The following is a 21,890-nucleotide window of genomic DNA, read 5'->3' as shown; positions in this document are numbered from 1 at the left end:
ATTAGCGGGGCGGCATAACGCAAAGGGTATCACATGACATATCGTCTCGGCATCGCCGTCCTGCTCGGCTCCGCCGCTTTCGTCGCTACGCCAAGCAATGCGCAAACCGCGCAGACCAATACCGATAACGATTCGGGCATCATCGTCGTGACCGGGCAGCACGCGCGGACCCAGGCCTCTTCCGGTACCAAGACCGACACCCCCCTTGCCGAGACCCCGCAGTCGATCACGGTCATCACGAGCGACGACATCGCAGGGCGCAGTCTGCAGAACCTCAACCAGGCGCTGCGCTTCGTTGCCGGCGTCACCCCCGAGACGCGCGGTGCGAGCGCGGAAGTCTACGACCAGTTCAAGTTGCGCGGGTTTGATGCCCCCGTTTATCTCGACGGGCTGAAGCAGTTCGGCAGCCCGTCGGGCTATGCCGTGCCACAGGTCGACGTCTCGCGGCTCGATCGGATCGAGGTCATCAAGGGCCCGGCATCGGTGTTGTACGGCCAGTCGAGCCCTGGCGGCCTCGTTGCGGAATCGAGCAAGCTGCCGCTCGATCAGGCGCTGTATGGCGCGATCAGCGGGACATACGGCAATTACGACCTCTACCGCGTCGACGCCGATATCGGCGGTCGTGCGGGCGAAGGCGTCCTGTGGCGGATCAACGGCAGCGCGAACGGTGCCGACACGCAGCAGAAGTTCGGCAAGCGCGAGCGCCAGACGATTTCGGGCGCGGTGACCGCCGGCGCGGGCAGTACGACCAGCTTCACGCTGCTCGGCGCCTATTCGCATGATCCGCACAACGGCACGTACGGCGTGTTTCCTGCCAGCGGCACGTTGCTGACGAACCCCAACGGCAAGTTGCCGACCAGCTTCGACGGGGGTGAGGCCGGCAACCGCTTCAGCCGCGACCAGGCGGCGCTGACCTATATCTTCCGCCATGATTTCGGCGGCGGCTGGGCGTTTCGTTCGTCGGGGCGCTATCAATATGTGAAGTCGGCGCTGGGGCTGATCTATACCGCTGGCGGACTCGATACGAGCGACCCCACGCAGCAGACCTATAGCCGAGCGTCCTATGCAACCCGCGAACAGCTCAACAACTGGACGTTCGACAACCAGTTGACCGGCATCGTCCAGACCGGTCCGATCAAGCACACGCTGCTCTTCGGTGTGGACAGGCAGGTTGCGCATTCGACGGAAGATTTCGCGTTCGGTTCCGCTCCGTCGTTGAACGGCTTCGCACCGGTTTATGGAACGGTCACAACGCCGCAGAGCGTGGCGGCAGTACCTGATCCGTTCGGAGGCTATATCACAACCCGCCAGCGTCAGCAGGGCGTGTATGCGCAGGACCAGATGGCCCTCGGCGACCTGCGCGTTGTGCTCAGCGGGCGACAGGATTGGGCGCGCGCGCAACAGGACGACGGCGACGCCAAGCACGACGAGAAGTTCACGTATCGTGCCGCAGCACTCTATACGCTACCGTTCGGGCTGGCGCCGTATGTCAGCTATTCGACCTCGTTCGAGCAGCAGGCAGGTACCGTGCTGCGTCCCGATGGATCGTTCGGCATTGCCGATCCGTCGCTGGGCAAGCAGTTCGAAGCGGGGGCCAAGTTCACCGTGCCGGGTACGCAGATTCTGCTGTCGGGTGCATGGTTCCGGATCGATCAGACCAACGTGCTGACCTCGACGCCGACCTTCTCCGTCTCGACGCAGACCGGCAAGGTTCGTTCGCAGGGTGTCGAGTTCGAGGGTAGTGCCCCCCTGCCCTACGGCTTCAACGCGCGCGTGGCCTATAGCCGGCAACGGGTGAGGGTGACGCAGGACGTGAACGATCCATCGCGTGTCGGTCGCGGGCTTGAAACCGTCGGTCGCGGCGGCGCGTCGCTCGGTCTCGACTGGGCGCCGCCTATCGGCGGGCTCGAAGGGCTCACGATCGGCGGTGCGGTGCGGCACGTCGACCAGGTCTACGCGGGCGTTACGCCGGGTGAGACGCAGGGCCGCAACAGCCCGTCCTACACGGTGTATGATGCGCTGATCCGCTACGACCTGGAAAAGTTCGCGCCTTCGCTGCGAGGCCTTAGCCTGGCAGTCAACGGCGCTAACATCTTCGACAAGAAGTATCTGACGTCGTGCTTCGCGAATTATAACTGGTGCTGGTACGGCAACCGGCGGACGGTGCAGGCGACGATCGGCTATCGTTTCTGACCCGAGCCATCGACGGTCCCGATCGAGGTTGCGGAGCAGCATCGGTCGGGACCGTCGGAAGCGGTGCCGGGATCAGGCGACCCGAGCGCGGCGTTTCGCTATAGGCCCGCGCATGGTCCCCGTCCTCTACAGTTTCCGTCGCTGCCCCTATGCGATGCGGGCGCGGCTTGCGGTCGTGGCGAACGGCCGATCGGTCGAGCTGCGCGAGATCGTCCTGCGCGCCAAGCCGGCGGCGATGCTCGAGGTTTCGCCCAAGGGGACGGTGCCGGTGCTCGTGATGCCGGACGGCTCGGTGATCGACGAGAGCCTCGATATCATGCGCTGGGCCGGAGCGGACGCGTACGACGGGTGGCCGACCGATGCCGACACGGCGCTGATCGCGACCAATGACGACGCCTTCAAACACCATCTCGACCGGTATAAATATGCCGATCGCCATGGCGTCGATCCGGTCGAGCACCGCGACGCCGCGACGGTCGTGCTGGGCGCGCTGGACGAGCGGCTGCGCGATACCGGCAGTCTGGGGGAGAATCCGCGCGCCGGTCGGCCTTCGATGACCGATCTCGCGATCATGCCGTTCGTCCGACAGTTTGCGCAAACCGACCGATCCTATTTCGACGGACTGCCGTTCGAGCGACTCCACGCCTGGCTGGCGACGCATCTGGCATCCGCGCTGTTTGCCCGGATCATGATACGCCCGGTGCCCTGGCAACCGGGCGATCCGCCGATCCTGTTTCCGGCGATCGACGCGGAATAAGGAGGCCATGGTCAACCCGCGGCCCCCTGCCCTCCTCAGAACCCTACGCTGATCGTCCCGAACACCTGGCGAGGTGCCAGCGGGAACTGGTTGAAGGTGCCGCTCGCCGCGCCGATGCTGAGGGTCGAGGCCGCGCGCTTGTTGGTGATGTTGGTCACGTTCAGGCTGACCGTGGCGGTGCGGACGATCTGCCCTTCGGACAATGGTATCCGCGCAGCGATGCGGCCCGAGAGCGTGAAGTAGGACGGCACCGACAGGTCGTTGGTGTAGGTCGCGTACCGCTTGCCGATGTAGTCGCCGACGAGCTGCGCGTCGAAGATGTCGTAATTGGCCGAGGCGGTGAACTTGTTGAGCCAGTCGGGGCTGCCCGGCACCTTCTTGCCCGCAGTGCCGACCGTCGTCGTGCCGCTGACATAGTCCTGTTCGTAGCGCGAATTGTTGTACGACAGCGCGTCGTAGAACGAGAAGTGCGAGCCGAACCGGACCGTGCCGGCGACGTCGAACCCGTCGGTCTTCACCGCGCCGACATTCTGGAGGATCGCCGCGCCGCTGACGACCGCCGTCACCACCGGCGTCGGGCTGATGCCGAGCAGGCGGTTGCTGAAATCGACGTGATAGACGCTGATCTGCCCCTCGAACCCGGTGATCGGGCCGAGGTTCACCGCATGGTGCGAGCGCAGTCCGGCTTCGTAGGTCCAGCTCGTCTCGGGCTCGACGTCCTGTTTGAACAGGTCGAACGCCGCCTGGCTGCCCAGGGCGAACGGCGAGAGGCCGGCAGCGGCGCTGGTCTGGAACTGGCGGATGTTCTTCTGGACGTTGATGAACAGCTGCTCGGTGTCGGTGGCGTCCCACAGCGCACCGAGCTGGGGCAGGAAGTATTTGTGCGTGTCGATCTTGCCGACCGGCAGCGCGACCGAGCCGGTGAACGAGCCCGGGATCGGCTGCACGGGCACGCGCTGCGACGCGTTCTGGAACGTGCTCTTGACGCCGCCCTGGATCGTCAGCGTCGGCAGCAGCTTCCAGCTGTCCTGGATATGCGCCTGGTATTCGTCGACGCGCACTTCGCTGTGATATTGCGTGATCAGCGGCGTCAGCTCGTCGCGTGGGCGCTGGTACGGCGTGCTAGGATCGTTGACCGGGAACGGATACCAGCGGCGATAGGCGGACGAGCTCTGATGCTCGTACCAAGCCCCAAATTCGATGTGATGCGCGCCGAGATCGATGCCGACGCTCGAGACCAAGCCGCCGCGATCGATCCGGTATTCGGTGGTGCGCGTGGCGAGGCCGGAGCCGCCGAATACCGAGGTCAGGTTTTGGCCGGGATAATAGAACGAGAACAGCTTGGGCAGGCCGGCGACGTCGATCGGGCCGCCGATGACGCCGACGCCGTCGTTATGGTGGTAATAGGCCTGGTTCGAGAAGGTCACCCGGTCGCTGACGTTCCAGTCGTATTTGACGTAGCCGAGATAATCGGTGCGCGCTGCGACGCCGTAGTAATTGCGGTAGTTCGACCCGTCCGCCTTGTACGCGCCGGAGTTCAGATAGGTCAGCATTTCGTTGAAATTGGGGTAGACGAACGGGCGGACGTACGGCGCTGTCGCTTGCGTCGCGGTAGTGATGACGGTCGAATCCTCGTTCGGCTCGGTCTTGTCCGAATAGGCCGCGTAGAGCGTCAGCTTGCCGTTCGAGTCATCGTGGACGAACTTGGCATTGGCCTGATAGCCGCCCTGGATGCCGTTGAAATCCCACGCCTTCGCCTTCTGGCGCGCGCCGGAGATGTAGAAGCTGTTGCCATTGCCGAAGGTGCCGCTGTCGATCCGCGCGAACAGGCGCGAGGTCGAGTTGCTGCCGAGCGTCTGGTCGACCTGGACGCCGAGATCCTTGCGCGGGTCGCTCGAGAAGGTGTCGATGGTGCCGCCGAGGTTGCTGGTCGATGCGGTGCCGAGATCGCCGGCGCCGCTGGCCAGCGTGACGCGTGAGACGTTCTCCGAGATGATCGCGCGTTGCGGCGACAGGCCGTTATAATTTCCGTAATTCTGGTCGCCGAGCGGGAGGCCGTCGAGCGTATAGCCGAGCTGTTGCGCGTTGAAGCCGTGGACGAACAGCGAGATGTTCTGTTCGTTGTTGCCCCAGGGATCGGCGGTCAGGAAGGTGACGCCCGGCAGCGTCTGGAGCGCCTTTAGCGGGCTGACGCCGGGCAGGATCTTCTGCATGTCGACGCCGCTGATCTGCGCGACCGAGCGCGTGGCGGTGCCGGTGACGACGATCGCATCGTCCTGACCGGCGGGTGCCGGTGCCGGATCGGGTTCGGATACCGGCGCGGGCGAGCCCGGCTCGGCATCCTTGGCGACCAGCGCCTGAGCGGACGAGGCCGTTGGCGCGCCGACCGCGACCAGGCCGACAGCGCCGCACAACAGCCGTGCGGCGGTACGAGAAAACATCGTCATTCTTGAAAACCCTTAGCGAGATCGTTCGATCGTCACTCCCGGGGCTGCGCCTATTGCGCCTTCGAGACAGTCGAATGACCGTTGCGCTACAGAATTATTATGGTGCGGTGCAGCGACCGAAAGCGCCGCCGCACCGCCGCCAGCGCTACTTCGCGGCCGCCGTCGGGCCGCGGTCTTCGAGCAATCGGACCGATGTCGGGATCCTTGCCGTAGAACGCCTGGCGCCGATGCTGGGGGTTGCAAGGACGAAGAGGAAAGCGGCGGAACGAAGCAGGCTGGCACGCGGCAGCGGAGACGCGCAATGGCAAGAGAGATGTCCCGGTAAATGCCCTCACCGGTCCCTCGTTACAATCCATGTGCAAACCGCCGGGTTGAGCGCTTGCGCTGCCGCGCGTGCGCAGGCAGTAGGCGGTCAAACCCCAGGAGTTCGAACATGGCAAATACCCTTGAAATCGATCAGGCGAGCGTCGTCGACAACGACATCCAGAAGCAGATCGAATTTTCCGGCGAGTTCGACGGCGACGAGTATGAGTTCGCGGTCAAGTATGCGGTCCTGAAGGAACTCAGCGGCGACGAGCCCGAGGACGACGGCATCGAGCTGTTCAATCGCTTCAACGACGATATCGTCGACGCCTGCCTCGCAGCGATCGAGCGCAAGCCGAACGCGACGACGATCGTCGTCGACGAAGACGATCTGGAATAGACTGAAATGAGCGGGACAGGGAGAGCGACGGAAGGGCCTTCCATCCTTCGACCTCCCTGCGTACTGGCCGTTGGAACGGCAGGCGGACCGGCCTGCTGCGTTTCAGTCGCCGGTCACGAACCGCCTGATACGGGTCGAGTAGCGGCTACCGACGAGTAAGGTGACGCCGAACAGCATTGACGCCCCCCATATCGCCGCGATGGCGATAATGACGAATTTCACCATGGTCGGACTCCGACGTTGTTTCAATAATTCGGTTACGATGGCTGGCGATTACGACCGCCAAGACGGATATCTGCTGAACGGGATAGCAATCCGAGGTTCAGGTTAACCTGAGTTGCCAGGTCGCACCTTTGTGATAGCGTCGCGCTCAGGTAGCTTTTGTCGCCGGGCGGCGGCGCAGGACGTAGATGTCCATGATCCAACCGTGCCGCTCGCGCAGCGCAGCGCGCGTCCGCACGATCTGCGGCCCGATGCGGTCGAGCGGACCGGCCAGCAGCGCTTGATGCGGCATGCCGAGATAGGCGCCCCACCAGATGTCGATCCCTTCCGGAACAAGGACTTCGAATGCGCCGCCGCCATCGAGCATCACCGCGACGGTATCGGCGCCGGCCGGCCACCCCCCTTCCCTCAGGCGGCGCCCGGTGGTGATCAGGACCGGCGCGCCCAGCGTATTCAGTGGGATGGCATGCGCCGCGGTCAGCACTTGCAGGCTGGTGATGCCGGGCTCGACATGAACCCGCAGCGCGATCCCGTCGGCGCGCAGCCGGTCCGCGATCCGCAGCGTGCTGTCGTACAGCGACGGATCGCCCCAGACGAGTAGCGCCAGGCGCCCGCCGTCGGGCAGATGCGTTGCGATCTGGGTGGCCCAGGCTGTGGCGATCGCATCGTGCCAGTCGTCGACGGCTTCCAGATACGGCGCGCGGGCGTCGCGTATGGGGAGGTCGAACTCGACCACGCGGGTCGAGCCGATCAGGACGTCGGCGCAGATCGTGCGGCGCAGATCGATCAGGTCGGACTTCGCGTCGCCCTTGCGGGGGAGAAGGATCAGGTCGGCGGCGTTCATCGCGGTGACGGCGGCGCGCGTGAGGTGATCGGGGTTGCCGGTGCCTATGCCGATCAGGTGGAGATCGATCATTCGGCCTCCATGAGCGGTCCGTAGAGGATCAGCGCGGGCTTGCTGGAAAAGCCTGCCTGCAACTGCTCGGCCAGTTTTGCGATCGTCGAGCGGATCAGGGACTGGTCGGGGTGGCCGATATTCTCGGCGATCAGAGCGGGCGTGTCCGGGGACAGGCCGTGCTCGATCAGCGAAGCGGCCAGCGCCGGGAAGGTGCGCTTGGGCATGAAGACCACCGTCGTCGCCTCGGGATCGGCGAGCGCGGCCATGTTGCGCTGTTCGGGGAGGTCGCCGGTGACGTCGTGGCCGGTGACGAACTGGACGCGGCGGGCACTGAGCCGGCGGGTGAGCGGGATCTGCGCGGCGGCGGCGGCGGCGCTGGCGGCGCTGATGCCGGGGATGATCTCGAACGGGATGCCGGCGGTCCTCAGCGCGACGATCTCTTCCTCGAGGCGGCCGAACATCCCCGCGTCGCCGGACTTGAGGCGGACCACGCGGCTGCCGGTCCGGGCGTATTCGACCAGCAGTTGCGAGACGTGCGCCTGGGTCGGCGACGGACGACCGGCGCGCTTGCCGACCGCGACGAGGTCGGCCCCCGGTCGGGCGTGGCCGAGGACCGCGGAGGACAGGTCGTCGAACAGCACGGCGTCGGCGGATTGCAACCGCGCGACGGCTTTCAGCGTCAGCAGTTCGGGATCGCCGGGGCCCGAGCCGACGAACGAGACGAAACCGGTCATGATGGGCTCGCGATCATGTGGAAGAAGCTACCGGTGACGTGGCCGCGATGCGAGCCGGTTTCGGCGACCGGATTGCCCTCGGCATCGGTGACGTGCGCGAGCGGTGCGTCCGGCTGGTCGATGATCGTCGAGTAATGGAACTCGTGTCCGGTGAGCGCGGCGCCTACCGCGAAGCCGCCCATCGGCGCGTGGAGCGTCGCACTGCGGTAGCCAAGGTGCATTTTCCGCTGGGCGTAGCTGGTGACGAGGCCGAGCAGTCCTGCCATCCGGTGACGCGTGCCGTCGGCGTCGATCAGCGCTTCGCCGAGTGCCATATAGCCGCCGCACTCGCCGTGAACGGCGCGCGTGCGTGCATGTTCGCCAAGAGATGTATGGAAGTTGCGCGCGTCCGCGAGCTTGCCCGCTTGAAGTTCGGGATAGCCGCCGGGCAGCCAGACCAGATCGGCATGCGCGGCCGGGGCTTCGTCGGCGAGCGGCGAGAACGGCAGGATCTCGGCGCCCGCCCGCCGCCAGCCTTCGAGCACGTGCGCGTAGGTGAACGAGAAGGCTGCGTCCTGAGCGAGCGCGATACGCTGGGCGGGTGGCCGGATCCAGCTTTGCGCGCCTGCCGCCCGGGCGCCGGCCGAAGCGGCGTCGCGGATTGCGGGAATGTCGACATGCGCGCGGAGGAACGTCGCATAGTCGTCGATGCGCGCGTCGAGGTCCGGGTGCTCGGCGGCCTGCACCAGCCCGAGGTGGCGCTCCGGCAGTTTCAGATCGCCGCGCCTTGGCAGTGATCCGAACACGCGGATGCCGACCGCGTCCATACCGCTGCGCGCCAGACGTTCGTGGCGGGGGCTGGCGACGCGGTTGAGGATGACGCCGGCGATCGGCACGCTGGGATCGTAGCGGCTGAAGCCGAGCGCAGTGGCGGCCGCGGACTGTGCTTGGCCCGACACGTCGATGACCAACACGACCGGCCAGCCCATCCTGCGGGCGATGTCGGCACTGGCGCCGTTGCCGGTTGCGCCCGGCTTCGCGACGCCGTCGAAGAGCCCCATCGAGCCCTCAGCGAGCGCGAAGTCGGCGTCGTCGGCATTGGCCGCCAGTGTATCGAGCATCGCGGCGGGCATCGACCAGCTGTCGAGGTTGAACGACGCGCGGCCGCTGGCGGCGCGGTGGAAGGCTGGGTCGATATAGTCGGGGCCGCTCTTGAACGGCTGGACCGCGAGGCCATCGTCGCGGAGCGCGCGAAGGAGGCCGAGCATGACGGTAGTCTTGCCGGTGCCCGAGGCGGGTGCGGCGATGAGCAGGCCGGGGGTCATGCGAGGTCTTCGGCGAACTTCGAGTCCGCGGATTGGGGACGGAAGCGGCGGTCATAGCCCTTCGCGTAGAGGCTGCTTTCGACGAAATTCTCTGCGGCCAGGGCTTTGCCGACGAGGATCAGCGCGGTGCGATCGGGTTTGCCTTCGATAGCCTGCGCGATCGTCGCGAGCGTGGCGCGCTCGATCTGCTGGTCGGGCCAACTCGCGCGCCACACGATCGCCACCGGGCATTCCGGGCCATGGGACGGCGTGAGGTCCGCGACGACCTGCGCCAGGTTGTGGACCGAGAGATGGATCGCGAGCGTCGCGCCGGTTGCCGCGAACGCGGTCAGGGTCTCGGCGGCGGGCATCGTGCTGGCGCGACCGGGCGTGCGGGTCAGCACCACCGATTGCACGAGTTCGGGGAGCGTCAATTCGACCTCCAGCGCCGCGGCGGCGGCGGCGAAGGCGGGGACGCCGGGGGTGATCGTGAACGGGATATCCAGGTCGCGAAGGCGGCGCAGTTGCTCGCCCATCGCCGACCAGATCGACAGATCGCCGGAATGGAGCCGCGCGACGTCCTGCCCGGCGTCGTGTGCGGTCTGGATCTCGCCGATGATCTGGTCGAGCGACAGCGGCGCGGTGTTGACGATGCGCGCGCCGGGGGGACAGTGATCGAGCATCGCCGTCGGGATCAGCGATCCGGCATAGAGGCAGACGGGTGATCCGGCGATCCGATCGCGGCCGCGCAAGGTCAGCAGGTCCGGCGCGCCGGGGCCTGCGCCGATGAAGTGGACGGTCATGCAGCGGGTCCTTCGACACCCGATCGGGCAATGGCGCAGGTGGCCATCAGGTCGGGCGAGATGTGGCGGGTGGCGAGAAGCTGCGCGCCGGGGCCGGCGGCCGCGAGGGCCGAGGCTTCGGCGACGCTGCCGGTCTGGCGGGCTTCGAGGCTGGCGATCGACTGAGTGTGCGTTTTCGGCACCTGCAACGCGTCGGGCGGTACGGCGATCACGGGTAGACCCAGCGCCTCCGCCAGTTCCGAAACGAGCGCCAGCTTGTCGTGGGGTGCCGCCAGGGTCGTCACAGGCGGGCACCCGTGCTGCGCCGCGGCGAGTGCGGTACGCAGCGCAGCGACGTCCGCGCCGGTGCGAAATCCGAAGCCGGCGACGATCACAGCGCGACGCTCCACTGGACGACGGGATAGCTCGCTCGCCAACCCCGGCGCGTGCCGAGCGGAGCGGCGTCGGACAGCTCTATCCGCATGAGCGTGCCGCCCTTCGCTGCGTGCCAGCCGGCCAAGAGCGCTTCGGACTCCAGCGTGACGGCGTTGGCGACGAGGCGGGTGCCGGTTGGAAGTGCTTTCCAGAGTGCGTCCAGCATCGCGTCCGAAAGCCCCCCGCCGATGAAGACGGCGTTGGGTATGGCCTGGTCTGCGAGGGCACCGGGTGCGCGGCCTTCGACGACTTGCAGCCGGTCGACCCCGAGGGCGGCGGCGTTGTTGCGGATGCGGTCGGCGCGGACGGGGTCGGCTTCGAATGCGATGGCGTTGGTGGATGGATGGGAGAGCAGCCATTCGATCCCGATCGAGCCCGAGCCTGCGCCGATATCCCACAGCATCTCGCCGGGTTTCGGCGCGAGCGCGGACAGCGTGAGCGCGCGGACCGGGCGCTTGGTGATCTGTCCATCATGCTCGAACCACGCGTCGGGCAGGCCGGAGGTTCGCGGTAGCACCGTGCCGTCGCCGGCAAACGCGATGCCGATCGCGACGGGATGCGCGATGTCGTCAAAGGCCAGCGTGGCGGCGGTCGCTTCGCGGATGCGTTCGCGGGGGCCGCCAAGGGCTTCGAGGATGTGGAGATGCGATGCGCCGAAGCCGAGATCGTCCAGATAGCAAGCGAGTTTCGCCACGGCCTCGCCGTCGCGGAGCAGGACGAGGGCGCGGCGGTCTGGTGCGATGTGCCGGCGAAGGCGTGACAGGGGCGCGGCATGGAGACCGAGACAGGCGGTGTCCTCGAGCGGCCAGCCGAGACGCGCGGCGGCAAGGCTGAACGTGGAGGGCGCGGGGTAAGCGACCCACGCGGTCGGTGCGAGGTGGCGCGTGACGGAGGTGCCTGCGCCGAACCAGAACGGATCGCCGGACACGAGCATCGTCACGCGCCGGCCGCGGTGCTCCAGCAGGCGGGGAATGCCCGCGTCGAACGGGACTGGCCAGGGCATGACCTCGCTCTTAAGGTCCGGAAGGAGGGCGAGGTGACGGGTTGCACCGGTCACCAAATCGGCCTCGGCGAGTGCTGCTTTTGCCGCCACGGACAGGCCGGCCGCGCCGTCTTCGCTCAATCCGATGATCGCCAGCCAGGGAGTGTCAGCCATGTCGAACATCCTGGTGCTGGGCGGCACGACCGAGGCCAGCGCGCTCGCCGCAATGCTGGCCGGGCGAGGCGATGCGGCCGTGTTGAGCTACGCCGGGCGCGTGGCGAACCCCAAGGTGCAGCCGATCCCGGTGCGGGTGGGCGGCTTTGGCGGTGTCGAGGGTCTGGTCGCGTATCTGCGAGCGCACGGCGTGACGCATCTCGTCGATGCGACGCATCCGTTCGCGGCGCGAATGAGCGCCAACGCCGTCGTGGCTGCGGCGCGTGCGGGGGTGGCGCACATCGCCTTGACTCGCCCCGCCTGGGTGCCCGGTCCGGATGATCGCTGGACCCGCGTGACCGATATCGAGGGTGCTGTTGCGGCGCTGGCTGGCCCTGCGCGGCGCGTGATGCTCGCGCTGGGTCGGATGCATGTCGATGCGTTCGCGGCGCAGCCTCAGCACGAGTATCTGTTGCGGTTCGTCGACGCGCCGGAGCAGACGCCCGGGTTGCCGCGGCATCATCTGGTGATCGATCGCGGACCGTTCGATGTCGACGGCGACCGGCGGTTGATGGCGGCGCACGGGATCGAGCTGGTGGTCTGCAAGAACGCTGGCGGCACGGGCGCGCAGGCTAAGCTGGGCGCGGCGCGTGCGCTCGGACTCCGCGTGATCATGATCGATCGGCCGGCCCTGCCCGCTCGGTTGGAGGTGCATGCGGCGGAGGACGTGCTGCACTGGCTCGATCATGGTGCCGACCGGGGCGTGTAGAGGATCGGGCCTGCCGGGCGGTCGATGATCCGGGTGAGGCTGGAGCCGATGATGATCATCGTCCGCATGTCGGCCATGTCCGCGCGGGCTTCGGTGAGGGGCAAGATGCGGAGGGTTTCCTCGGGCGTGGAGACGGCGCGGGCGAACAGCACCGGGCGGTCGTCGCGGCAGGTCTCGCGGAGGATCTCGAAGATGCGGATCAGGGCGTCGGGGCGCGCCTTCGATCGGGGGTTGTAGAAGGCGATCGCGAAATCGGCCTCGGCGGCGAGGCGCACGCGGCGTTCGATCAGCAGCCAGGGCTTCAGATTGTCGGACAGGTTGATCGCGCAGAAATCATGGCCGAGCGGAGCGCCAGCGCGGGCGCTTGCGGCGAGCATCGCGGTGATGCCGGGGAGTACGCGGACGTCGAGATCGCGCCATTCCTGCGGGCCGGCTTCGAGCGCTTCGAACACCGCCGCGGCCATGGCGAACACGCCGGGATCGCCCGAGGATACGACCACGACGCGGTGGCCTTGGGCTGCGAGCTGGAGGGCGTGTGTGGCCCGGTCGAGTTCGACGCGGTTGTCGGTCGGGTGGAGCGTGAGGCCATCGCGGGAGGCGACGCGCGCGACGTAGGGGATGTAGCCGATGACGTCGGTCGCTTCGCCGAGCGCGGCGGTGACTTCGGGCGTCACGAGGTTTGGATCGCCCGGGCCGAGGCCTGCGATCGCGAGCCAGCCAGTCATGGACGGCGCCCCTGGCCATGGATCAGCAGGATCGAGAAATAGGGCGTGATGGCGTCCGCCTCGCAGAGCCGCGTGACACGCTGATCGGCCATCGCGGCATATTCGACCAGCCATGCCTCGCTCTCGCGTCCGGCGGCGGCGACGGCGCGGCGGAGCTTGGCGAGGTGACGGCCGATCTTCATCACTACCAGCGCATCGGTGTCGCGGATGCGGCGGACCAGATCCTCCTCGGGGAGCGTGCCCATCAGCACCGTCAGCACGTCATCGCCCCAGGTGATCGGTGCGCCGCTGGCGGTCCAGGCGCCGGACATGCCGGTGATGCCGGGCACGACCCGGACCGGTGCGATCGTCTGGAGGCGGGTGTAGAGGTGCATGAACGAGCCGTAGAAGAACGGGTCGCCTTCGCAGAGCACGACGACGTCTTCGCCGGCGTTGGCTAGCGCCGCGAGGTGATCGATACAGGTTTCGTAGAACGCCGACAGGCAGTCGTTGTAGCGCGGGTCCGAGACGGGGATTTCGGTGGTGACGGGGTATTCCATCGGGAATTCGATCACGTCGGCGCGGAGCATGCCGTCGACTATCTTCCGCGCCTGCCCGGGCCGGCCCGCCTTGCGGAAATAGGCGATATGACGCGCGCCGCGGACGAGGCGATCCGAGCGGACGCTCATGAGGTCCTGCGCGCCCGGCCCCAAGCCTACGCCGTGGATCGTGCCGCCAGTTCGCAACGGTGTCATTCGGTGCCGCTCGCCAGCGCGTTGATCGCCGCGACGGTGATCGCGCTGCCGCCCATGCGGCCTTCGACGACCACGCACGGCACGGGTTGGTCGGTCCAGAGCGCGGCCTTCGATTCGACCGCGCCGACAAAGCCTACGGGGCAGCCGATGATCGCCGCCGGGCGCGGACAAGCGGGGTCTTCGAGCATGTTGAGCAGGTGGAACAGCGCGGTGGGCGCATTGCCGATCGCGACGACGGCGCCGGCGAGATGCGGGCGCCAGAGTTCGAGTGCGGCGGCCGATCGCGTGTTGCCCATCGTCCGGGCGAGCTCCGGCGTTTCGGCGGCGTGGAGCGTGCAGATGATGCGGTTGTCGGCGGGCAATCTGGCGCGGGTAATGCCTTCGGTGACCATGCGGGCGTCGCACAGGATCGGCGCGCCGGCCTGCAGCGCGCGGCGTGCTTCGACCGCGAAGTTGGGCGAGAAGCGGAGGTGCTGGGCGAGGCCGACGAGCCCGGCGGCGTGGATCATGCGGACGGCTACCGGCTCTTCCTCGGGCGAGAACCGGGCGAGGTCGGCCTCCGCGCGGATCATCGCGAAGGACTGGCGGTAGATCGCCGCGCCGTCGGTTTCGTAGGCGTACGGCATTCAGGCGGCTCCGAACTGAGCGAGGATCTGCGCGGCGTCGAGGCCCGCGCGGGAAGGTGGCGCGCCGGCGCGCGCGTCGAAGGCGAGGTCGTAGCGGCCGTCGCGACCGGTCAGCGTCACGTCGGCGGGGGCGGCGCGCGCGCATCCCTTGGCGCATCCGGAGACGTGGAGCCGGCCGGCGATGTGGGGGGTCAGGCGGTGTGCGAGGCTGCGGGTTTCGACGGTAGCTTGCGGACAGGCCGGTGCGCCTACGCAGGCGTCCGTGCGAAGTAACGGCGAGGATGGATCGGTGATGAACTGGGCGGGGTCCGGCTGCACCGCGAGCTTGGCATCCGTTTCGCAGATCGCGATGTGCCAGGGTGTCAGGCGGATCGCCTCGACGGCAGTTTCGGCTTCGAGGAAGCGGGTCAGTGCCGTCGCCGAGACCCGACCGAATGGCAGGCCGAGCGCGACGCCGAGAGGGTGCCGGCCGGGTTGGAGCCTGTACGCCGCTGGCGCGGATGACGTGATGCCGGCAGCCCAGTCCGGAAGCGGCGCGTCGTGTCTTGCCATGCGACCGCTCGCGGCGCCGCCGCTCTCCACGAACCATCGAGCAAGCGCGATCAGGTGGTCGACTTCGGTGCCGGGCGACAGCGGCGTGCCGAGGTCGCGACCGTCTGCGCGCAGGATCAATTGACCGGATGCGGCGCGCTCGATGCGGAAGTCGGCGGGAGCGTCCTGCAGCGTCGGCGTGGCGCCGACGTCGATCGCGAACCCGACCTTGCCGGGAAGACCCGGCAGTTCGGACAGGCGGGCGCGTAGTTCCTCGGCGATGCGGTGGGTGTCGTCGCTTGCGCGCCAGTCGGGTGCGACGAGGATGTTGGCGCGCGCCTCTCGGGTCTGGTCCCGGTCGACCAGGCCGAGATCGAGAAGCGCGGAGATCAGCGGGCGCCAGCTTTCCTCGCGGACGCCGCGGATCTGGAGGTTGGCGCGGGTGGTGGCGTCGATCTGGCCGTTGCCGTGCTGCGTCGTGGCCTCGGCAAGGCCTAGAACCTGCGCGCGGGTCAGGCGACCGAGCGGGGGGCGGGCGCGAACGAGCAGGCCGTCGCCCGCCATCATCGGACGCCATGCGTCGGGGCACCAGCCCTTGACGACGAACCCGGTCATGCCGGCAGGTCCAGCTCAGCTAGGATCGAGTTGCGGCGGGTCGGCCAGAGGTCTGCAGCGTGGAGGGCGGCGAAGCGCGACTGCATCGCCGCGAGCGCGCCGGGGTTGGCTTCGGCGAGGAAGGCTTGGACGTCGTCACGGCCCAACGTGGCGTCGTAATACAGGTCGATCAGTTCGGGGCGGACCGCGCTGGCGAGGTGGGCGAAGGCGCCGAGATGATCGAGCGTGGCGGCGATCTCCGCGCCGCCGCGGAAGCCGTGGCGCATCATGCCGTCGACCCAGGCAGGGTTCGCCGCGCGGGCGTGGACGACGCGGGCGATCTCCTCGTTGAGCGTGCGCGCTTTGGCTTGGGTCGGGTCTCTCGCGTCGAGATGGTAGAGGGTGGCGTTACCCCCGGCGACCGATTGCGCGGCGGCGAAGCCTGCTTCATGCGCGGCATAGTCTGCGGCGAGAAGGAGGTCGGTTTCGGGCAAATCCTGGACGTGGACAAAGGCGTCGGCGGCGGCGACACGGTCGCGGATGCCGCTGGGATCGAAGTTGCCTTGGCGCCCTCCTTCACCGGCGTCGAGCGCGTGGCTGGAGGCCGACAGCCAGGCTTGGCCGGCGGTGAGGCGCGCTTCGGGGGTATAGGTTTCGGCGGCGTCGCCCATGCTCAGGCCGTAGCGGCCGGGTTCGGGGCCGTAGACGCGAGCGCTGACCGCCTTGCCGACGAACGGGTTCCAGTCCTGCGGTTCGTCGCGTGCGGTGAGCGCGCGGACGGCTTGGCCGAACATCCTGCAGAGCGTCGGGAAGGCGTCGCGGAACAGGCCGGATACGCGCAGGGTGACGTCGATGCGGGGACGGTCGAAGTTTGCCAGCGGCAGGATCTCGACGCCCGTGACGCGATCGGACTGCATGTCCCAGACCGGCTCCGCGCCGAGCAGGTGGAGCGCCATCGCGAACTCCTCGCCTGCTGTCCGCATCGTCGCAGACGCCCAGAGATCGACGACGAGGTTGCGGGGGTAGTCACCGTGGTCCTGTAGGTGACGGCGGACTAGCTCGTCGGCGAGTTTGACGCCTTGGGTGTGGGCGGCGCGGGAAGGAACTGCGCGGGGATCGGTCGTGTAGAGGTTGCGGCCGGTCGGGAGGACGTCGGCGCGGCCTCGCCACGGGGAGCCGGAGGGGCCGGGTGCGACGCGTTTGCCTTGGAGTGCGGACAGGAGTCCGGAGCGTTCGGCTTCGCCATGCTCGCCGCGGCCGTAGATGTGGAGGCCGTCGCCGTACTGGCTTTCCTTCACGTCGCAGACGAACGTGTCGATACGGGTGATGGCTTCCGACTGTGACTGTCCGTCGTCGAGGCCAAGCGTGGCGGCGAGGCCGGTGGCGGTGGCTTCGTCGCGGATGTCGCGTTGCAGGCGGTCGCGGCGCGCGGGGTCGAGGCCGTCCGCGTTGGAAAATTCGTCGAGCAGCGCTTCGAGGCGACCGAGGCCTGCGCCGGTGCGCGTGCGTTCGAGCGGCGGCGGGACGTGGCCGAGCGTAACCGCGCCGATGCGGCGTTTGGCCTGGGCCGCTTCGCCGGGGTCGTTGACGATGAACGGGTAGATGACGGGCATCGCGCCGGTGAGCGCTTCGGGCCAGCAGGCGTCGGACAGCGCGACCGACTTGCCGGGTAGCCACTCCAGCGTACCGTGCGCGCCGACATGGACGAGCGCGTCGGTGCCGCGCTCGCGTAGCCACAGGTAGAAGGCGACATAGGCGTGACTGGGGCAGCGGGAGAGGTCGTGATACTCGTCCGCGCGGTGCTCGGTTCGGCCGCGTTCGGGTTGGAGCGCGACCAGCGCACCGCCTTGATCGATCGCGGTGAAGGCGAAGTCTTCGGTGGGGTCGCCCCAGCTTTGCTGGAGGTCCTTGCGGAGGGCTTCGGAGAGGTTCGCGAGTGCCTTGCGATACTCGGCGAGCGGCCAGTGAATGCGTAACGTAGCGAGGTCGCTCGCGTCGGGGGTGATCGCGTAGCCGGCTTCGGCGAGGTCGGCGAGGATGGCTTGCGTGGAGGCAAGCGCGTCGAGACCGACGGCGTGCGCCATCTGGTAGGCCTTGCCGGGGTAGGTCGAGAGGACGATCGCGATGCGGTGGTCGGCGACGGGTTTGCCGGCGAGTTTCGTCCACGCCTTGATCCGCGCGGCGATGGCGGTGATGCGTGCGGGGTCGGCACGGTGTTCGCGGCGGGTGTATTCGAGGTCGCCGTCCCTCGCCGCGGCTTCCTTGAAGCTGGCGACGCCGGCGAAGAGGCGGCCGTCCACTTCGGGAAGGACCACGTGCATGGCGAGGTCGGCGGGCGACAGGCCGCGGGTGGCGCCCGCCCAGGCTGCGCGGTCGGACGTGGCGAGCGCGATCTGGAACACGGGGACGTTGGCGGCGTCGAGGGGCGTCGTGTCGGTCGCGCCGCGGGCGGAGAAGGCGGTGGCGTTGACGATCGCGGAGGGCTTCAGGGCCTCGACCCAGCGGCTCAGCCAGCCGGCTGCGTCAGGCGCTTTGAGGGAGGGCGCGAACAGGCCGAAGACGTCGACGCCGCGCGCGGTCAGTTCGGCGTGGAGCGCTTCGATCGGGTGGAGGTCTGCGGCGGTCAGGTAGGAGCGGTAGAAGACGATCAGGATGCGGGGGCGGTGCGCGTTGAGTGCGAATGCCGCCGGGCAGGTCACGCCGTCATGCGGTTGCCAGCCACCGACATCGGCGATCGCGCGGACGCCGGTGACGGGGCCGGCGTAGCAGCCGGCGGCCAGCGCGAACTGGGCCAGCGCCGCTTGGGCTGCGACCGCGCCGCCGGTGTCGCAGAGATGGGCCAGGCGGCGCAGCGTCGACAGCGGGATCGTCGAAGCGGCGTCGAGGCGCGTGTCGATGCGACCGTCCGCGGCGAGGACTGCCAGCGCGATGCCCTTCTCGCGTGCGAGGTTTTCGACCTGTTGCAGGCCGTAGCTCCAATAGGAGCGGCCCCCGATCAGCCGGATCAGGATGCCCTTCGCGCCGGCCAGCGTCTGCTCGACATAGGTGTCGACCGAGAGCGGGTGCTGGAGGGCGGTCAGGTTCGCGAGGCGTAGCGATGGGAGGCGGTTTCCGACGGCGTCCGCACGTCGCCAGCCCGCGGCGAACGCCCCGAGATCGCCATCGGAGAAGGACAGGACGACGAGATCCGCGGGGGATTGGGCGAGGTCCTGCGGGACCGCGCTTTCCTCCAGCCCGTGGGTCTCGCGGAAGACGACGTGCATCGGGGCTCAGGCGTCCAGCGCGGCCTTGATGCGGGCCTCGTCGATGCGGTCGTGCTCGGCGATCACCACGAGTTGCGTGCGGCGGGGTTCGCCTGCGCCCCACGGACGGTCGTATTGCGTGCGGACGCGGGCGCCGACCGCCTGGACGAGCAGGCGCATCGGCTTGCCGGTGACCGCCGCGTAACCCTTCACGCGGAGGATGTCGGCGCTGCGGGCGAGCGCTTCGATCTTCGCGGTGAGGTCGGCAGGGTCGGCGATCTCGCCCAGTTCGACGACGACGCTGTCGAAATCGTCATGCTCGTGATCGTCCTCGCCGTCATGATGCGAGGGGCGGCTGGCGATGTCGTCCTCGGCGGCGGCGTTGAGGCCGAGGATCACGCGGGGATCGATGATGCCGTCGATGAGGTCGATGACGGGGAGCGGCCGTGCGGACTCGGCGGCGATCACTGCGCGTGCCTTGGCGACGCCTTCGGGTCCGGCGAGGTCGACCTTGGTCAGGAGTACGAGATCGGCGCAGGCGAGCTGGTCCTCGAACACCTCCGACAGGGGCGTCTCGTGGTCGACGCTGGGGTCTGCGGCGCGCTGCGCGTCGAGCGCGGCGACATCGGGGGCGAAGCGACCGGCGGCGACCGCCTCGGCATCGGCGAGCGCGATGACGCCGTCGACGGTGATGCGCGAGCGGATCGCGGGCCAGTCGAATGCCTTGAGCAGCGGCTTGGGCAGCGCGAGGCCGGACGTCTCGATCAGGATGTGATCGGGGCGCGGGTCGAGCGCGAGCAGCGTCTCGACGGTCGGGATGAAGTCGTCGGCGACCGTGCAGCAGATGCAGCCATTGGCCAGCTCGACCACGTTTTCGGCCGGGCAATCGGGGATCGCGCAGCCCTTGAGGATGTCGCCGTCGATGCCGAGCGTGCCGAATTCGTTGACGACGACCGCGAGGCGGCGGCCGTTGGCGTTGCGGATCAGGTGGCTGAGGAGCGTGGTCTTGCCGGCGCCTAAGAAGCCGGTGACGATGGTAACGGGGACCTTGGCCAGATTGGTGGAAAGATCGGGCATTATATTCTCCTGCAAGCACACGCACGCACGACCAGACGGCCGCACGCGTTCGTCGCTCAGACGGAGTACCGTGCCGCGACCATCCCCTGGATCATGGCAAGAGCGACCTTTGCGCTGGCAGGTCTCCTGGCTCGCGGGTCGAGGCTCGACGTACGCCTTCCCAGGTATCCCCAGTGGCTGCCCCCCTCGCGAAGGGCGTGTGCGTCTCGCTCACCGCTTACAGTTGCAGGGACAGCCGCGGCATTGAGAGGAGATCCTCCCGCACCGCATTCCCATTCAAGCCCTTCCGGGCACCGGCGCGATCTTTGAGGTTCGGTGAAACCGAGCCTCGGGGGTGGGGTTAGAGGAATTCCGGGGGCGTGCCAATTCGCATATCAGTAGTTTTCGATCCTCCCCCGCCAGGGGGAGGTGGCACCGCAGGTGACGGAGGGGGAGGACACGGAACCTACGTGGTCGCCGTCCTCCCCCTCCGTCGCTTCGCGCCACCTCCCCCTGGCGGGGGAGGATCGAGAGGGGCGGAGCCAGTTTACCCGTGCCTCACCTCGATCTCGTCGAAGCATTTCCAGCGGTAGATGGCGAAGCTCAGGACCCAGCACAGCACGAAAAGGCCGATGATCGCGAAGCCTAGGCCGTTGAAGTTCTCGCCGAGTGCGGCTGCCAGATCCCAGATGCCACCGGTCAGGCCGAGCTTTGCGCCGAGCAGCGCGAGCGTCTCGATGCCGCCGATCGCGATCGCGACGATGGCGGAGATCAGCGTGATGGTGATGTTGTAATAGAGCTTCCGGATCGGCTTCACGAACGCCCATTCGTACGCGCCTAGCATGACGACGCCGTCCGCGGTGTCGACCAGCGCCATGCCGGTTGCGAACAGCACGGGGAGGACGAGGACGGTGCCGATCGACAGACCGTCGGCGGCCTGGCTCGCGGAGAGGCCGAGGATCGCGACCTCGGTGGCGGTGTCGAAGCCGAGGCCGAACAGGAAGCCGAGCGGGGCCATGTGCCAGCTCCGCGTGACGAGCCGGAACATCGGGCGGAACAGCCGCGCGAGCAGGCCGCGACTGCCGAGCAGCAGGTCGAGATCCTCCTCGACATAGGTGCCGCCGCCGCGGACGTGGCCGAAGGTGCGCCAGACCGAGCGGAGGATGATCAGGTTCATCGCGGCGATCGTGAACAGGAACAGGGCGGAGATCATCGTCGCGACCACGCCGCCGACCTGCTTGAACGCCTCGAACTGCGACAGCGCGCTGGCGGTGAGCGCGATCGCGACGGCGGCGATCAGCACGATCCCGGAGTGGCCGATCGCGAACCAGAAGCCGACGGCGATCGGGCGCTGGCCGTCCTGCATCAGCTTGCGGGTTACGTTGTCGATCGCGGCGATGTGGTCCGCGTCGACTGCGTGGCGCAAGCCCAATCCCCAGGCCAGCAAGGCCGTGCCGAGCATGAGGGGTTGCGCGTGGAACAGCGAGAACGCCCAGCCCCACGCAGCGATATTGGCCGCGACCAGGCCTGCGAACAGCCAGCCGATGCGCTTGCGGGTCGAAACCCGCGTCGGTCTTTCGAGTGTTGAAGTCGTCATGCACAAACCCCGCAGCGTCCGACGAGGACCGGGGCCTGCCGCGAACGGCCGGGACATACGACGACCGGACGCCATGAGCGGCCGACGCACGACGCCGATGCGGCCCCCGCCACATGGTCGTCGCTCAGCCAGTGTCACGCAGGCGGCGTTCACCGTGCCTCGGCCACCCCCTGGACCGGGACAAGAGCGACCAGACGCCGGCAGGTCTCCTGGCTCGCGGGTCTTTGCTCGATGCACGCCTTCCCAGGCGTTGTGGCCCAGTGGCTGCCCTCGCGTAGAGGGCTCGTGCGTCTCGCTCGCCGCTTACAGTTGCAGGGACAGCCGCGGCATAGGACGGCGAACCGTCCGCACCGCATTCCCAATCAAGCCCTTCCGGGCACCGACGCGATCACGGGAAACGGCTGAAAGCAGCATCCCGCGCGATCGG

At 68.0% G+C, this 21,890-nt stretch carries 19 protein-coding genes and 2 riboswitches; of the genes, 4 read left to right on the top strand and 15 right to left on the bottom strand.

Annotated elements, in window-relative coordinates:
* Nucleotides 1–33 precede the first annotated feature (33 nt).
* Both NLI89_RS02375 and NLI89_RS02370 read left to right on the top strand, forming a co-directional pair.
* Complete coding sequence (locus NLI89_RS02375; protein WP_254685546.1) at nt 34–2,193, top strand: TonB-dependent siderophore receptor; 2,160 nt, start codon at nt 34–36, stop codon at nt 2,191–2,193.
* Between the two features lie 112 nt (nt 2,194–2,305).
* On the top strand, nt 2,306–2,950 hold the full coding sequence (locus NLI89_RS02370; protein ID WP_254685545.1) for a glutathione S-transferase: 645 nt from the start codon (nt 2,306–2,308) through the stop codon (nt 2,948–2,950).
* 35 nt (nt 2,951–2,985) lie between these two features.
* Here the strand turns inward: NLI89_RS02370 and NLI89_RS02365 are convergent, their stop codons facing one another.
* Nucleotides 2,986–5,391, bottom strand: coding sequence for a TonB-dependent receptor (locus NLI89_RS02365; RefSeq protein WP_439144463.1), 2,406 nt, complete (start codon nt 5,389–5,391; stop codon nt 2,986–2,988).
* A 439-nt stretch (nt 5,392–5,830) separates the two neighbouring features.
* Here NLI89_RS02365 and NLI89_RS02360 point away from each other — a divergent pair, with 439 nt between their 5' ends.
* On the top strand, nt 5,831–6,100 hold the full coding sequence (locus NLI89_RS02360; RefSeq protein WP_128452689.1) for a DUF1488 family protein: 270 nt from the start codon (nt 5,831–5,833) through the stop codon (nt 6,098–6,100).
* A 102-nt stretch (nt 6,101–6,202) separates the two neighbouring features.
* Here NLI89_RS02360 and NLI89_RS21710 read toward each other — a convergent pair whose 3' ends face one another.
* The 7 genes from NLI89_RS21710 to cbiE all read right to left on the bottom strand — a co-directional run bounded on the left by NLI89_RS21710 (nt 6,203) and on the right by cbiE (nt 11,610).
* Nucleotides 6,203–6,325, bottom strand: coding sequence for a hypothetical protein (locus tag NLI89_RS21710; protein WP_302675570.1), 123 nt, complete (start codon nt 6,323–6,325; stop codon nt 6,203–6,205).
* A 145-nt stretch (nt 6,326–6,470) separates the two neighbouring features.
* On the bottom strand, nt 6,471–7,238 hold the full coding sequence (cobF, locus tag NLI89_RS02355) for a precorrin-6A synthase (deacetylating) (protein ID WP_254685543.1): 768 nt from the start codon (nt 7,236–7,238) through the stop codon (nt 6,471–6,473).
* Nucleotides 7,235–7,954, bottom strand: coding sequence for a uroporphyrinogen-III C-methyltransferase (gene cobA, locus NLI89_RS02350; RefSeq protein ID WP_254685542.1), 720 nt, complete (start codon nt 7,952–7,954; stop codon nt 7,235–7,237). The genes cobF and cobA overlap by 4 nt, the downstream gene beginning before the upstream one ends.
* Nucleotides 7,951–9,258, bottom strand: coding sequence for a cobyrinate a,c-diamide synthase (locus tag NLI89_RS02345; protein WP_254685541.1), 1,308 nt, complete (start codon nt 9,256–9,258; stop codon nt 7,951–7,953). Before NLI89_RS02345 ends, cobA begins: the two co-directional genes overlap by 4 nt.
* Nucleotides 9,255–10,040, bottom strand: a complete 786-nt coding sequence (gene cobM / locus NLI89_RS02340) for a precorrin-4 C(11)-methyltransferase (protein WP_254685540.1) — start codon at nt 10,038–10,040, stop codon at nt 9,255–9,257. Before cobM ends, NLI89_RS02345 begins: the two co-directional genes overlap by 4 nt.
* A complete protein-coding gene (locus NLI89_RS02335) occupies nt 10,037–10,429 on the bottom strand; it encodes a cobalamin biosynthesis protein (RefSeq protein ID WP_254685539.1) in 393 nt (130 codons plus the stop codon). Before NLI89_RS02335 ends, cobM begins: the two co-directional genes overlap by 4 nt.
* Nucleotides 10,411–11,610 (bottom strand): precorrin-6y C5,15-methyltransferase (decarboxylating) subunit CbiE, encoded by a 1,200-nt coding sequence (cbiE, locus tag NLI89_RS02330; protein WP_439144460.1) that lies wholly within the window; start codon nt 11,608–11,610, stop codon nt 10,411–10,413. Before cbiE ends, NLI89_RS02335 begins: the two co-directional genes overlap by 19 nt.
* Here cbiE and NLI89_RS02325 point away from each other — a divergent pair.
* Complete coding sequence (locus NLI89_RS02325; RefSeq protein ID WP_254685537.1) at nt 11,609–12,358, top strand: cobalt-precorrin-6A reductase; 750 nt, start codon at nt 11,609–11,611, stop codon at nt 12,356–12,358. The genes cbiE and NLI89_RS02325 overlap by 2 nt on opposite strands.
* Here NLI89_RS02325 and cobJ read toward each other — a convergent pair.
* From cobJ to NLI89_RS02290, 7 genes are all read right to left on the bottom strand, one after another.
* Nucleotides 12,334–13,083 carry a precorrin-3B C(17)-methyltransferase gene (cobJ, locus tag NLI89_RS02320; protein WP_254685536.1) on the bottom strand — a complete coding sequence of 250 codons (750 nt, stop codon included), beginning with the start codon at nt 13,081–13,083 and terminating at the stop codon, nt 12,334–12,336. The two genes, NLI89_RS02325 and cobJ, sit on opposite strands and share 25 nt — an antisense overlap.
* Nucleotides 13,080–13,817 (bottom strand): precorrin-2 C(20)-methyltransferase, encoded by a 738-nt coding sequence (cobI, locus tag NLI89_RS02315; RefSeq protein ID WP_254685535.1) that lies wholly within the window; start codon nt 13,815–13,817, stop codon nt 13,080–13,082. Before cobI ends, cobJ begins: the two co-directional genes overlap by 4 nt.
* Nucleotides 13,814–14,443, bottom strand: coding sequence for a precorrin-8X methylmutase (locus NLI89_RS02310; RefSeq protein ID WP_254685534.1), 630 nt, complete (start codon nt 14,441–14,443; stop codon nt 13,814–13,816). Before NLI89_RS02310 ends, cobI begins: the two co-directional genes overlap by 4 nt.
* Nucleotides 14,444–15,589 carry a cobalamin biosynthesis protein CobG gene (locus tag NLI89_RS02305; protein WP_254685533.1) on the bottom strand — a complete coding sequence of 382 codons (1,146 nt, stop codon included), beginning with the start codon at nt 15,587–15,589 and terminating at the stop codon, nt 14,444–14,446. It abuts the gene before it with no gap.
* Nucleotides 15,586–18,831 carry a cobaltochelatase subunit CobN gene (cobN, locus tag NLI89_RS02300; RefSeq protein WP_254685532.1) on the bottom strand — a complete coding sequence of 1,082 codons (3,246 nt, stop codon included), beginning with the start codon at nt 18,829–18,831 and terminating at the stop codon, nt 15,586–15,588. Before cobN ends, NLI89_RS02305 begins: the two co-directional genes overlap by 4 nt.
* 6 nt (nt 18,832–18,837) lie before the next feature.
* Entirely contained in the window at nt 18,838–19,887 is a 1,050-nt protein-coding gene (gene cobW, locus NLI89_RS02295) for a cobalamin biosynthesis protein CobW (RefSeq protein WP_254685531.1), read from the bottom strand.
* A gap of 99 nt (nt 19,888–19,986) precedes the next feature.
* Nucleotides 19,987–20,200: riboswitch (cobalamin riboswitch) on the bottom strand.
* A gap of 213 nt (nt 20,201–20,413) precedes the next feature.
* Nucleotides 20,414–21,463: a HoxN/HupN/NixA family nickel/cobalt transporter gene (locus NLI89_RS02290; RefSeq protein WP_254685530.1), complete on the bottom strand. Its 1,050-nt coding sequence runs from the start codon at nt 21,461–21,463 to the stop codon at nt 20,414–20,416.
* A gap of 182 nt (nt 21,464–21,645) precedes the next feature.
* Nucleotides 21,646–21,862, bottom strand: a riboswitch (cobalamin riboswitch).
* Nucleotides 21,863–21,890 lie beyond the last annotated feature (28 nt).

Origin of the sequence: Sphingomonas faeni, assembly GCF_024273235.1 — a bacterium.
Taxonomy (GTDB): domain Bacteria; phylum Pseudomonadota; class Alphaproteobacteria; order Sphingomonadales; family Sphingomonadaceae; genus Sphingomonas; species Sphingomonas faeni_A.
Note: the sequence above shows the minus strand (reverse complement) of the source record. Positions and strands in the feature narration are given on the sequence as shown.